Genomic DNA, 12,163 nt, shown 5'->3' on the forward strand with positions numbered 1-12,163 from the left:
TGTAGCCTGCCATTTCGCCTAATCCTCTCTTACTCAGATTCTGTCTTACACCTCGACCCAGCGGCGCTGCTCAGCGGAGTGTGCAATCGCTTCCAGCACCTTCTGAACCTGCAGTCCCTCGGCAAAATCGGGCCACATGCGATCGCCGGCTGCGATACCGTTAATCAGGTCGCGGATCTCCACCGTTTTCTGATCGTTAAAGCCGATGCCGTGCCCGGCAGAGACACAGAAGTTCACGTAGTCCGGATGGGCCGGTCCGGTCAGGATGGTTTTAAATCCCTGTCGCCCGGCCGGTTCGTCATGCAGATAAAGCTCCAGCTCCGCCATGCGCTCCTGGGTGTAACGCAGCGTGCCTTTGGTGCCGGTGACAACATAGGTCAGGCCCATTTTTGCGCCACAGGCAATGCGTGAGGTTTCAATCACGCCGTGGGCGCCATTACGGAAGCGCAGTAGCGCACTGGCCTGATCTTCGTTTTCAACCGGTAACTGCCGCGCGGGTTCTTTTGGATCAGGCCGTGAGGTGATCACCGTCATCATATCGCCACTCACCTCAGCAATATCACCGACCAGATAGTGGGCCATATTGACGATGTGCGCCGCCAGATCGCCCAGCGCGCCAAGGCCTGCCAGCGCTTTCTGGCAGTGCCAGTCGAGCGGCGTCTCCGGTCTGGCGAGGTAATCCTCGTTATGGGTGCCGTAGAAATGCACCACGTCGCCAATCTCGCCTCTGGCAATAATCTCTTGTGCCAGCTGGCTGGTCGGGTTTTTCATGTAGTTGAAGCCGACCAGAGTTTTTACCCCTGCCGCCTCAGCAGCTGCGACCATCTCCTGCGCATCCGCCACGCTTAACGACAGCGGCTTTTCTGAATAGACGTGCTTGCCGTGGCGTATCGCCTCCAGCGCCATCTCTTTGTGCAGAAAATTAGGCGCGCAGATGTCTACCACATCAATCGCCGGATCGCTGACCAGCGCGCGCCAGTCGCCGGTGGAGCGCGCAAAACCAAAGGTCGCCGCCTGACGCGCCGCCAGCTCAGGATTCACTTCGGCCAGCATCTCCCGCACGATTTCGCCTTTCAGCGCGAATACAGTGGGGGCCTGGGCATAGGCTATTGCGTGGCAGCGCCCGATATAGCCGCTGCCAATCATGCCGATTCTGACTTTGTTCATTTCAACTCCGGATATTCATTTCAGGGTTGAAATGGAATCTACGTTTCGTTTTTGTTGCTGACAAAGTCAGAATCGAGACTTTGTGACGCCTGTAAAAAACTATCCGGTTAAATCATGCGTAGTGCGGTCTGACAAGGGCTTTGCCGCGTCAGAACACCTCATAAACACCTCAGTCTGACCTGCCTCTTTTAAGCGCAGGAAGCCGCTGAGATGACCATTCATTCATGGTCCGAATCGCTATTGTGGTGACTATTTCAGCAGTCGCGCAGATTTGTGAAAAAGAGCTTTGACATGATCCGGCGTGGCCGTTACTATGCGCCCCGTTCAAACGATTCCTCTGTAGTTCAGTCGGTAGAACGGCGGACTGTTAATCCGTATGTCACTGGTTCGAGTCCAGTCAGAGGAGCCAAATTCGAGAAGCCTGCTCAGGAAACTGAGCGGGCTTTTTGCTTTTCGTTTATCTGATAAAATTCCTGCGGCCTACACATTCGTTTTCCTACTGGCTCATCGACCCTTTCGTCGTTACCTGACGCTTATAACAAGCAAAACAGACAAGCCTCAAAGGTTCATTTCTGACACTTAGCTTCTCATTCCTTTCTTCAAAACCAGCAATCTTCGTTTAAAGGGTCATAAATGACCTTTTAACGGCGTAATTTGTCTGCAGCTAAAGAAACGTCAGAATCATATCAACCAACAGTTCAAAATTGACTCTTTCCAGATTATAGTCGCATTATGTTGTATCAGAAGCGTGCTGAAAATGCAGGAAAGTTCAAAAATGAACCTTAATGAAATTAAATCTTCGCTGATAAGCCTTTCTGAGTCAGATCGGCAACAGATACTCGCGGAGGTTGCTTTCAGTACAGAAGCCAAAAAAGTGGCAATAAAAGCATACCCACCGGGCACCCGATCAGAGTTGAGTGAGTTGACGTTCCAGACGCTGCCACACCTGCTGGTCAGTGAACTTAAACGACAAAATATCACCTATGAAGAGATGGCGATTCAGATTGGTGTATCACTATCAACATTTAAACGACTGATCGCTAAGCCATCCTCTGCTAAGGCAATCAACCTCTATGCCTTGCTTAAAGAACTGGGTGTAAAAGTATGGCTCGAAAAATAGAAGTGTGGCTTTATAACAAACTCGCAGGAACGTTGAGTGAAGAGCAAAGTGGTTATGCGTTCTGCTACCTGCCTGCCTATACCGGCGGTGCAATATCTCTCAGCATGCCGGTAAGACCAGAGCCCTATTTAAGTGAAGAGCTGCATCCTTTCTTTAAAGGTTTAGCGCCGGAGGGCTGGCTGCGAAAACGCTATTCTGAAATTCAAAAAATTGATGATAATGATCTGTTCGGTTTACTGATGAAAAATGGTAACGATATGCTTGGGGCCGTCGTCTTCAGAGAGATAACATGATGAATCCAGAACGCTGCCTGATCACGTTGAACCGGCTTAAAGAATCGGAATTAAAAACCGGCTACTCATCAAAAGGCATACAGCATCTGCTGGGTAGCCGTGACGTGGCCCTTAGCCTTCCTTTCACGCGCAGTCAGTTTATTCAGGAACTCCCCGAACGTCAGAAAGGGATGAGCATTTCGGGCTATCAGCCTAAACTGTCGCTTCGTCTGGAAAAAGGAGAGCTGGTGGTCGTCAGCAATAACGGCACCTATATTCTAAAACCCTCTCCGGAAGAGTATCCGCATCTTGCAGAGAATGAGCATGCCACGATGTGCGTTATGCAGCGTCTGAAATTTAACGTTCCCCCGTTCGGGCTTATCCCATTCAGACATGATGAAAACCGGCGAGATGAACTGACGTTTGTCATCAAAAGATATGACCGCCTGGGTTCAGATCACGCGCGACTACACCAGGAACAGCTGGATGGCGCGATGAATCTCAGCGATAAATATGGCAGGATTAATAATAATAAAGCCATCAGTTACGAGAAAGCGGCTAAATTTCTGAACGCCAGCGTGAGCAAAAGTTTAAAGAGTAAGCGCGATCTCTTTTTGCGCATCGTTTATGCGTATGTGCTGGGCAACAATGATTTTCATCTGCGCAATATCGGGATCATCCATCCTGAAACGAGCACCCCCTTTCTCGCCCCAGTTTATGACTTTATCAGCGTAGTACCCTACCCCACAGCGTTTGGAGAGTATTTAGCTTTGCCCCTGCTGGAACGGGAAGAAAATGATGCAGGAAACGCGCCGGGTATGAATTCAGATTACGGAGAATATCTGGGCGCAGACTTTATTCTGCTTGCAGAAGGTATGGATATTAAGCCCGCTCTGGCACGAAAATGGCTTTCCGAAGTGGTGAGTCATCATCAGCTTATTATCGACACCTATACTGAAAGTCATATGCCTGAATCACAGCGGAAAGCAGTACTTGATTATGTTGCCCGAAGAATCACATTACTGGCCGTGACCGAAATTTAGAAGAGATGCAGAATCGCTAATCAGCAGCATACCCCTGCTGATTAGCCATAAAAAAGCCCGCTAAAACAGCGGGCTTTCCGTTTATAGCGTCAACAGCTATCAGATATCGAACCGATCCAGATTCATCACTTTGGTCCAGGCGGCGACAAAGTCTTTGACGAATTTTTCACGGGCGTCGCTGCTGGCATAGACTTCCGCCGAGGCGCGTAATACCGCGTTGGAACCAAACACCAGATCGGCGCGGGTGGCGGTAAAACGGGTTTCACCACTCACGCGATCGCGTCCAATGAATTTCTCATTGCTGCCATCAGTCGCTTTCCACTCGGTACGCATATCCAGCAGATTCACGAAGAAGTCTGTGTTCAGCGAACCCACATGGTGGGTGAAGATACCGTGCTGGCTGCCATCGAAATTAGCGCCCAGGGCACGCATCCCGCCCACCAGCACCGTTAACTCCGGCACGGTCAGGGTCAGTTGCTGCGCTTTATCGATCAGCAGGCTTTCGGTGGTGGTTTTGCCGAAGCCGGTGCCGTAGTTACGGAAACCATCCGCACGCGGTTTCAGCAGATCGAACGACTCAATGTCGGTCTGATCCTGACGCGCATCGACACGGCCCGGGGTAAAGGGTACGTCGATCGAGACGCCAGCCGCTTTCGCCGCCTGCTCAACACCGACAACACCCGCCAGCACGATCACATCCGCCAGTGACGCCTTATGGGCTTCGCGCTGAATGGCTTCCAGCGCAGGCAGGACGCGTGCTGCGACGGCATTGATGTCCCACTCACGCTGCGGCAGCAGTGCCAGTCGGGCACCGTTGGCCCCGCCACGTTTGTCGCCACCACGGAACGTCGATGCCGAAGCCCAGGCAACAGAGACCAGCTCGCTGACGCTGAGGCCGGATGCGGCAATCTTCTCTTTCAGCTGGGCGATATCTGCCACGGTTGGGTGATAAACCGGTGCAGGCAGCGGATCCTGCCAGATCAGATCTTCCTGTGGCACTTCAGGTCCGATGTAGCGCGCTTTCGGTCCCATATCACGGTGCGTCAGCTTAAACCACGCTCGCGCAAAGGCTTCGTTGAACGCCTGCGGATCGTTGTGGAAACGACGCGAAATTTTTTCAAACTCCGGGTCAAAACGCAGCGTCAGGTCGGTGACCAGCATGGTCGGCTTGTGTTTCTTAGTGGAATCAAACGCATCCGGGATGATATCCGGCGCATCAGCTGCCACGAGCTGAATCGCACCCGCCGGGCTGCGCGTCTGGACCCACTCATATTTGAACAGGTTCTCGAAGAAGTAGTTGCTCCACTGGGTCGGTGTCTGCGACCAGATGACTTCCAGGCCAGAGGTAATCGCATCTGCGCCGACGCCCGTGCCGTGGCTGTTAACCCAGCCCAGGCCCTGCGCTTCAATCGGTGCGGTTTCCGGATCGACACCCACGTGGCTGGCCGGTGCGGCACCGTGGGTTTTACCCAGCGTATGTCCACCCGCGATCAGTGCCACGATCTCTTCGTCGTTCATGCCCATGTTGCCAAAGGTGGCACGAATTGCCGGGGCAGCAGAGGCAGGATCGCCGCTGTGTTCCGGGCCTTCCGGGTTCACGTAGATCAGACCCATTTCAGTGGCACCCAGTGGCGACTGTGCCAGGGATTCCGGGTGACGGTGTTCCAGCCAGGCGGCTTCTTCGCCCCAGTTCACATCCATATCCGGTTCCCAGACGTCGTCACGTCCGGCACCAAAGCCAAAGGTACGGAAGCCGGAGTTTTCCAGCGCAACGTTACCCGCCAGGATGTAGAGGTCAGCCCAGGATATTTTCTGACCATATTTCTGTTTAATCGGCCACAGCAGGCGGCGCGCTTTATCCAGGCTGACGTTGTCCGGCCAGGAGTTTAACGGCGCGAAGCGTTGCTGACCACGGCCTGAACCACCGCGTCCGTCTACGGAGCGATAGGTTCCGGCGCTGTGCCAGGCCATGCGGATGAACAGGCCGATATAGCTGCCCCAGTCAGCGGGCCACCAGGCCTGTGACTCGGTGAGCAACCCTTTAATGTCAGCTTTCAGCGCAGAGTAATCTAATTTGGCAAATTCTTTACGGTAGTCGAAGGATTCATCAAGCGGGTTCGAACGGGATGAGTGCTGGTTCAGCAGGTCAACGCGGAGCTGGTTAGGCCACCAGTCGCGGTTGGTTGTGCCGCCACCCGGCGCCTGATTGGGCTGCGCTGGCTTGCCCGCATGAAAGGGGCATTTGCTTTCAGGCGCTTCGCGATCGGCTTCAACAATAGGCTTTGCATCTTTTGCATCTTCATCAATGGAATTGCTCATGGTCACACCTCTTTTTGTATTTTCATCGCTACTCTATAGAGGATTTTCAGGAACTCACACCTGTCTCATCCTATAAGATTGATAGCTTATCCCTTTGAATAAGGTTTGTTTCAACAGCTTCCAGCAATGGCGCAACGGATTTTACTACCCGGAATCATCAACGAAGCGGCATCGATGCTAATCAGACTATTCCGGCACAACCGGTTACACAACCGTCTTATTCATGGCTGGCTGAGCAGCGGCCAGACCTGATATGGCCGCGTTCGCTGGCTAAACCGGTGTAGTTGCAGGAATGGACGGAACTGATGCGAAGCAGAAACGGCAGAAATACGAGAAGAGAAAATGATTAAAAAGCGTTACCGATTGCAGAGGTGAATGGCAGGTAACACCGCTTTATGAAGAAACAACAGAGCGCCCGGCTTACGCGGGCGCTCGACTTCAGACTTAACGCCAGCCGAGTTCCGGGGCGACGTACTTCAGAATCGCCTCAATCACATGGGCGTTGTAGGCGACACCAAGCTGATTAGGCACGGTCAGCAGCAGCGTGTCCGCTTCGGCAATCGCCTCATCCTGTGCCAGCTGCTTAATCAATACTTCTGGCTCTGCGGCATAGCTGCGGCCAAAGATGGCGCGGGTTTTCTCATCCAGGAAACCAACGGAATCCTGATCGTTACCGCTGCGGCCAAAGTAGGCGCGGTCCATATCATTTACCAGCGCAAAGATGCTGCGACTGACGGAAACGCGTGGTGCATGCTGATGCCCCGCCGCTTTCCAGGCCTCGCGGTAGGCGCGGATCTGTTTCGCCTGCTGAATGTGGAACGGCTCGCCGGTCTCATCATCTTTCAGGGTTGAGCTTTGCAGGTTCATGCCCATTTTCGCCGCCCATTCTGCGGTGGCGTTGGAGCCGGATCCCCACCAGATACGGTCACGCAGCCCTTCCGAAAGCGGCTCAGGGCGCAGCAGACCTGGCGGATTCGGAAACATCGGCTGTGGATTCGGCTTAGCAAAGCCTTCGCCGCGCAGCACCTCCAGAAACTCTTCGGTGTGGCGACGGCCCATATCCGCATCGCTTTCACCCGCTTTCGGTTCAAAGCCAAAGTAGCGCCAGCCATCGATCACCTGCTCAGGGGAACCGCGGCTCAGACCCAGCTGCAGACGACCGTTGGAAATGAGGTCTGCCGCGCTGGCGTCTTCCACCATGTAGAGCGGGTTTTCGTAGCGCATGTCGATGACACCGGTGCCGATCTCAATCGTTTTGGTGCGCGCTGCCACGGCAGCCAGCAGCGGAAACGGCGAGCTAAGCTGGCGGGCAAAATGGTGGACACGGAAATAAGCACCATCTGCGCCCAGCTCTTCGGCGGCGACCGCTAAGTCAATCGATTGCAGTAACACATCCTGCGCGGTACGGGTGGCGGACTGCGACGAAGGCGTCCAGTGACCAAAGGATAAGAAGCCGATATTTTTCATCTGTATTTCTCCTGACAGGCGATAAACGCCTGTGGGCATGAGTCGATTTTTGATAGGGAAAGGTTACGCCCTCCGCGCGGCTACTGATAGTCAATATCTTTAAGCGCCATATTCAGGAATTTCGACATAGCTAAGCAGATTATCCACTTTGTCTTTATCCGCGCTTTCTTTCACTCTCCAGACTCCCGCTTCTGCTGTCAGGTGAACGATGCACAACGGTTATCTCTCTTTACAGCAGCGCGCCTGGCTGAAACAGCGCGCGCGCAGCTGGCTCTGGCGCAGCGAACTGCCAACCTGCCTGCTGATGGCCGTGATTTACGGTGGCTGGTTCTCGGTAATGCTGAACTGGCAGACGCTGGGACAAATGCCCGCTACCCTGCTGCTGATCGTTTTCACCACCTGGTATATGTCACTGCAGCATGAGCTGATCCACGGTCATCCCACACGCTGGCCGCGGGTGAATCAGCTGTTCGGCACCCTGCCGCTGGCGGTCTGGTATCCCTATGGGCTCTATCGTGACTCTCATCTTGCCCATCATCGCAATCACACCCTGACCGAGCCGGACGAAGACCCGGAAACCTACTATTTTTCCGCTGCCCGCTGGGCGCAGTTGCCGCGCTGGCAGCAGCGGCTGATTCATCTGCGCAACACGTTTCCGGGACGGTTGCTGCTTGGCCCGCTAATGGATATCGCGTCGACCTTTGGCGGGATGTGGCAGGCGTTGCGACGTGGTGATCGCTCTGCGACGGGCATGTGGCTGCTGCATGGCGCGCTACTGGCTCTGCTGTTTTACTGGATGGCGGAGCTCGGGTTTTCGCCGCTGTGGTATCTGCTGGCGGTAAGTTATCCGGCGCTGGCGCTGACCAAAATACGATCCTTTTACGAGCATCGTGCAGCGGAAGACCCGCTGGCACGTTCGGTGAATAATGAAGCGGCCTGGCCCTGGCGCTTACTGTTCCTGAATCTGAACTACCATTCAGTGCATCACGATCTGCCTGGCGTTCCCTGGTATGGCCTGCGCCCGCTCTATCTGCGCGACCGCGAGCATTACTATCAGCGCAACCACGGTTTTCGGGTGGCGGGCTATCGAGTCTGGCTGCGCCAGTTCTGGGCCAGACCGGTTAGCGTCAATGCCCATCCGGGCCGCTCAGGGGAGAAAACCCATGAATAATCTGCTCGCTTTGCCCATGTATGCCCTCCATCCGCCTGCCACGCGGGCATTGATGCAGGCTGTGGTTACGCTGCTGGCGCAGCACAACACCGACGCGCAGCCGGTCTGGCCTGACGATCTGCTGGTCCACTGGCGGGATGACCGGTTGCTGCTGAGTCAGACCTGCGGCTATCCGCTGGTCAGCCAGTTACCGGCGGTTCAGCTGGTCGGCACCTTTCACTATCAGGCTGCGGGCTGCAGCGGGCGCGATTATCGCAGCTGGCTGGTGGCGCGGGATAAACAGCCGACGCTGGCCGATTTCAACGGTCAGCGGGCCGTGGCTAACAGCCCGGACTCACAATCCGGCTATAACGCGCTGCGGTTTGTGGCGGCGCGTCAGGGCGTGACCTTTTCACAGCTGCTGCTGAGCGGCGGACACCGTCAGTCGCTGGCAGCGCTGCGTGATTCGCAGGCAGATATCGCTGCTATCGACTGTGTGAGCTGGGCGCTGCTGGCGCGCTATGCGCCGGATGAACTGCGCGGCCTGCATATCATCGGTGAGACGCCCGCCGCACCCGGATTGCCGCTGATTACGGCCGCCTCAACGTCAGCGGCCCGGCTGGCGACATTACGCACGGCGCTGCATCAGCTGGTAAGCGATCCCGCCTGGCGCGGCGTCTGCAACGACAATCTCATCAGTGGATTCAGCCCTGTGCAGCGAGACGATTATCAGGACGTGCTGGCGTGGGAACAGCAGGCCGCCGCGCTGGGCGTTACCCGGCTTTAACGCCGCACGCTGATTCGCCCTTCTCTCCGGGAAAATCTGATTTTTCTGCATCCCCGCCTCACTGCTCACGCTTTCCCTGCCTGTTTTTTCACGCACCCCGATACGCTGCGCCAGCGGCTAACGCTGGTAAGCGCGCTCACGGCGTTCTAAGGTAAAGGTTTTCAGCAAAGGAAGAGTGGAATGCGGATTCTGATGGCAGGCGCCGGCGCGACCGGTGGATACTTTGGTGCACGACTGGCTCAGGCGGGTCAGGACGTGACTTTTCTGGTGCGTGAACGCCGTTATCAGCAGCTGCAAAACAATGGGCTGGTGTTGCAGACGCCGCAGGGCACCGAAAAGTTACAGCCGCAGCTGACGCAGGCCAGCACCCTGGCAGGTCACTTTGATCTGATTATTGTGACGGTAAAAAGCTTTGCCCTTGATCAGGTGATGGAGGACATTGCGCCGGCCGTCGGCCCGGACACGCTGATCATGCCAATTCTCAACGGAATGCGGCATATCGCAACGCTACAACAGCGTTTCGGCGAAGATAAGGTGATTGGTGGCCTGTGCAAAATCAACGCCACGCTGGGTGAACAGGGCGAAGTCATCCAGATGACGCCACTGCACCAGCTCTTATACGGCGCGCTGGACGGCAACAATGATGAACGGCTGCAGCGGGTTGATGTTGCGCTGCGCGACTGTCAGGTTGATACCCTGTTCAGCGATAACATTATGGATGAGCTGTGGGAAAAGTGGCTGCTGCTCAGCACCCTCGGCGCAGTCTGCTGCCTGGCACGCGGCGATACCCGGCAGATCCTCACCGCGCGCGGCGGCGAAGCGCTGCTACAGGGGATCTTTACGGAGATTCTGTCCGTCATTACTGCCGAAGGCTATCAGCCGCGCCCGGCGGTGACGGCCCGCATTTTTGAACTGTTAAACAATCCCGCGACCCCGATGACCTCCTCAATGTACCGCGATCTCACCCAGGGTTATGATATTGAAGCCGATCAGATCATCGGCGACCTGCTGCTGCGGGCGAAACGAAACGGGCTTGCCACGCCGCTGCTGAATGCGGTGGATGTAAACCTGCAGGTCTATCTGCAGCAGCGTTAACAACCGGCAGCGTTCGCGGGTCGGCTGCCGCCACGTTTCCCGCTGGCGTGGCGGTGAGCGTGTGGCTGGCAGCAGCAGCACAGCATGAAATTTGTTACACTCGTCGCTTCATATTCTGGAGAGTTCAATGACTTCCCGCTCCGTGACCCTTGATGATGTCGCTCAACTGGCCGGCGTCTCATATCAAACCGTTTCACGTGTTTTAAATCGTTCTGAACAGGTGTCAGCCCGCACGCGGGAAAGGGTTGAGGCGGCGATGCAGCAGCTCAAATATGTGCCCAATCGGGTGGCGCAGCAGCTGGCGGGCAAGGCGACGCGCACGCTGGGTCTCGCGACCAGCGACCTGGCCCTGATGGCACCGGCGCAGATCGCCTCGGCGATTCAGCAGCGTGCTGCACGGGCGGGTTATCATCTGGTGATTGCGATGGACAGCGGCCACGATGCGGCCGCCACCGTGAATGAACTGCTGGCTCAGCGGGTCGATGGGCTGCTGATTAACCTGCCGCTGGATGCCGATGAAGCACAGCAGATCCAGCTGCTGTGCGGCGGCAAGCCGGTGCTGTTTCTGGATGTCGAACCGCAGGCGGCGGTGGCGCAGTGTCAGTATCCCAATGAGTCCGGCGCACGTGCCGCCGTTGAACATCTGGTGGCGCTGGGGCATCGTCAGATTGGCCTGTTAAGTGGGCCGCTGCGCTCGGTGTCAGCCCGTCAGCGCGAAAACGCATGGCGTCAGGCGCTGGCCGATCATCAGCTAACGCCGCATTGCGCGCTGCGCGGTGACTGGAGCGCGCAATCGGGTTATCAGGCGCTGCTGACGCAGTTGCCCGATGACCTGCCGCAGGCGCTGCTGGTCGCCAACGATCAGATGGCGCTGGGTGCAATGCGGGCGCTGCATCAGTATGGTGTCGCCATTCCTGGCGAGATCTCCGTGATTGGTTATGACGATACCGCCGAGAGCGCGTGGTATCAGCCGCCGCTGACCACGGTGCGGCAGGATTTACACTATCTTGGCGCACAGAGTGTTGAGCGGATGCTGGCGCGGCTTCAGGATGAAGAGGCACCAGACAACGCGCTGGAAACCACGCTGGTGATCCGTGAGACCACCGCCCCGCCCGCGGATGAGCGGGTCGATGTAGTGGCGCTCTCCCGTCAGCTACAGGAGATTGCCCGCAGGCTGGCGGGTAAATAATTCTGCGCTGAGACAGGCAATAAAAAACCCGCACCACCGAAGTGAATGCGGGTTCGCATGAAACGCAAAACGCATAAGCGCTCTGTTCTTATGCTTTCGGGTGTTCGCCCACGCCCATCGCTTTGATTTTTTTCGACAGCTCGCGACGCTCTTTCGACAGGTCGGCGTTTTTGATGATGTACTCATCCACGCGGTCTTCATAATCCACACGCATGCTGGCGATGATTTCCTGAATAGCCTCAACGCTCATGCCGGGTTTGATATATTCGCTCAGGTTGTCGAGCAGCAGAACGCGCTTCTGGTTATCGCGGATTTTCTTCTCGTTATCGACAATTTCACGCTGCAGTTTGTTTTTGCGGCGGAACATACGCACGAACTCCAGTACGTCCTGAAATGACTGCTTGGCATTTTCCATGATGGCACCTTTCTTTAAGCCTGCTGACGCAGGGAGAGAGTCAAAACGATCAGCTTAGCGGCTAGCCCGCCAGGTAAGCAATTTTCACAGCTAAATTCAGACTGGCTCTTATCTTAGCGCAAAGAAACCCGGTTTCACA

At 55.8% G+C, this 12,163-nt stretch carries 11 protein-coding genes and 1 tRNA gene; 8 read left to right on the forward strand and 4 right to left on the reverse strand.

All coding sequences use genetic code 11. The annotated features are described in order from the left end of the window. Positions 1-45 precede the first annotated feature (45 nt). The gene (locus AC6I8C_RS12120) at positions 46-1,167 is read right to left on the reverse strand and encodes a Gfo/Idh/MocA family protein (RefSeq protein ID WP_497822619.1); all 1,122 of its coding nucleotides are present in this window, start codon (positions 1,165-1,167) and stop codon (positions 46-48) included. Positions 1,168-1,500: 333 nt separating this feature from the next. Between AC6I8C_RS12120 and AC6I8C_RS12125 the strand changes: the two genes are divergently transcribed. The 4 genes from AC6I8C_RS12125 (at position 1,501) to AC6I8C_RS12140 (ending at position 3,602) form a co-directional block, all read left to right on the forward strand. Continuing rightward, positions 1,501-1,576, forward strand: a tRNA-Asn gene (locus tag AC6I8C_RS12125). 366 nt (positions 1,577-1,942) lie between these two features. Further along, a complete protein-coding gene (locus AC6I8C_RS12130; RefSeq protein WP_497822620.1) occupies positions 1,943-2,287 on the forward strand; it encodes a helix-turn-helix domain-containing protein in 345 nt (114 codons plus the stop codon). Then, positions 2,272-2,580 (forward strand): HipA N-terminal domain-containing protein, encoded by a 309-nt coding sequence (locus AC6I8C_RS12135; RefSeq protein ID WP_278498571.1) that lies wholly within the window; start codon positions 2,272-2,274, stop codon positions 2,578-2,580. The genes AC6I8C_RS12130 and AC6I8C_RS12135 overlap by 16 nt, the downstream gene beginning before the upstream one ends. Then, positions 2,580-3,602 (forward strand): type II toxin-antitoxin system HipA family toxin, encoded by a 1,023-nt coding sequence (locus AC6I8C_RS12140; protein WP_278498606.1) that lies wholly within the window; start codon positions 2,580-2,582, stop codon positions 3,600-3,602. Before AC6I8C_RS12135 ends, AC6I8C_RS12140 begins: the two co-directional genes overlap by 1 nt. Before the next feature lie 99 nt (positions 3,603-3,701). Here AC6I8C_RS12140 and katG read toward each other — a convergent pair whose 3' ends face one another. Both katG and AC6I8C_RS12150 read right to left on the reverse strand, forming a co-directional pair. Further along, entirely contained in the window at positions 3,702-5,921 is a 2,220-nt protein-coding gene (gene katG, locus AC6I8C_RS12145) for a catalase/peroxidase HPI (protein WP_497822621.1), read from the reverse strand. 444 nt (positions 5,922-6,365) lie between these two features. Continuing rightward, entirely contained in the window at positions 6,366-7,388 is a 1,023-nt protein-coding gene (locus AC6I8C_RS12150; protein ID WP_013358412.1) for an LLM class flavin-dependent oxidoreductase, read from the reverse strand. Between the two features lie 208 nt (positions 7,389-7,596). On the opposite strand from AC6I8C_RS12150, the gene AC6I8C_RS12155 reads away from it, so the two are divergent. From AC6I8C_RS12155 to AC6I8C_RS12170, 4 genes are all read left to right on the forward strand, one after another. Further along, on the forward strand, positions 7,597-8,559 hold the full coding sequence (locus AC6I8C_RS12155; protein WP_497822622.1) for a fatty acid desaturase: 963 nt from the start codon (positions 7,597-7,599) through the stop codon (positions 8,557-8,559). Next, positions 8,552-9,325, forward strand: coding sequence for a phosphate/phosphite/phosphonate ABC transporter substrate-binding protein (locus tag AC6I8C_RS12160; protein ID WP_497822623.1), 774 nt, complete (start codon positions 8,552-8,554; stop codon positions 9,323-9,325). The genes AC6I8C_RS12155 and AC6I8C_RS12160 overlap by 8 nt, the downstream gene beginning before the upstream one ends. Positions 9,326-9,505: 180 nt before the next feature. Then, positions 9,506-10,420, forward strand: a complete 915-nt coding sequence (locus AC6I8C_RS12165; protein WP_497822624.1) for a ketopantoate reductase family protein — start codon at positions 9,506-9,508, stop codon at positions 10,418-10,420. 127 nt (positions 10,421-10,547) lie between these two features. Next, positions 10,548-11,609: a LacI family DNA-binding transcriptional regulator gene (locus tag AC6I8C_RS12170; RefSeq protein ID WP_497822625.1), complete on the forward strand. Its 1,062-nt coding sequence runs from the start codon at positions 10,548-10,550 to the stop codon at positions 11,607-11,609. An 88-nt stretch (positions 11,610-11,697) separates the two neighbouring features. On the opposite strand, the gene tmaR is transcribed toward AC6I8C_RS12170, so the two are convergent. Further along, a complete protein-coding gene (gene tmaR, locus AC6I8C_RS12175) occupies positions 11,698-12,024 on the reverse strand; it encodes a PTS system regulator TmaR (protein WP_004571340.1) in 327 nt (108 codons plus the stop codon). Positions 12,025-12,163: the final 139 nt, after the last annotated feature.

The organism is Pantoea sp. X-Soil-YNGN-844 (assembly GCF_059730595.1).

Bases quoted from the DNA above. Each gene is read 5' to 3' on its own strand.
- AC6I8C_RS12120 (WP_497822619.1), bottom strand. From the start codon at position 1,167: ATGAACAAAGTCAGAATCGGCATGATTGGCAGCGGCTATATCGGGCGC.
- AC6I8C_RS12130 (WP_497822620.1), top strand. From the start codon at position 1,943: ATGAACCTTAATGAAATTAAATCTTCGCTGATAAGCCTTTCTGAGTCA.
- AC6I8C_RS12135 (WP_278498571.1), top strand. From the start codon at position 2,272: ATGGCTCGAAAAATAGAAGTGTGGCTTTATAACAAACTCGCAGGAACG.
- AC6I8C_RS12140 (WP_278498606.1), top strand. From the start codon at position 2,580: ATGAATCCAGAACGCTGCCTGATCACGTTGAACCGGCTTAAAGAATCG.
- katG (WP_497822621.1), bottom strand. From the start codon at position 5,921: ATGAGCAATTCCATTGATGAAGATGCAAAAGATGCAAAGCCTATTGTT.
- AC6I8C_RS12150 (WP_013358412.1), bottom strand. From the start codon at position 7,388: ATGAAAAATATCGGCTTCTTATCCTTTGGTCACTGGACGCCTTCGTCG.
- AC6I8C_RS12155 (WP_497822622.1), top strand. From the start codon at position 7,597: ATGCACAACGGTTATCTCTCTTTACAGCAGCGCGCCTGGCTGAAACAG.
- AC6I8C_RS12160 (WP_497822623.1), top strand. From the start codon at position 8,552: ATGAATAATCTGCTCGCTTTGCCCATGTATGCCCTCCATCCGCCTGCC.
- AC6I8C_RS12165 (WP_497822624.1), top strand. From the start codon at position 9,506: ATGCGGATTCTGATGGCAGGCGCCGGCGCGACCGGTGGATACTTTGGT.
- AC6I8C_RS12170 (WP_497822625.1), top strand. From the start codon at position 10,548: ATGACTTCCCGCTCCGTGACCCTTGATGATGTCGCTCAACTGGCCGGC.
- tmaR (WP_004571340.1), bottom strand. From the start codon at position 12,024: ATGGAAAATGCCAAGCAGTCATTTCAGGACGTACTGGAGTTCGTGCGT.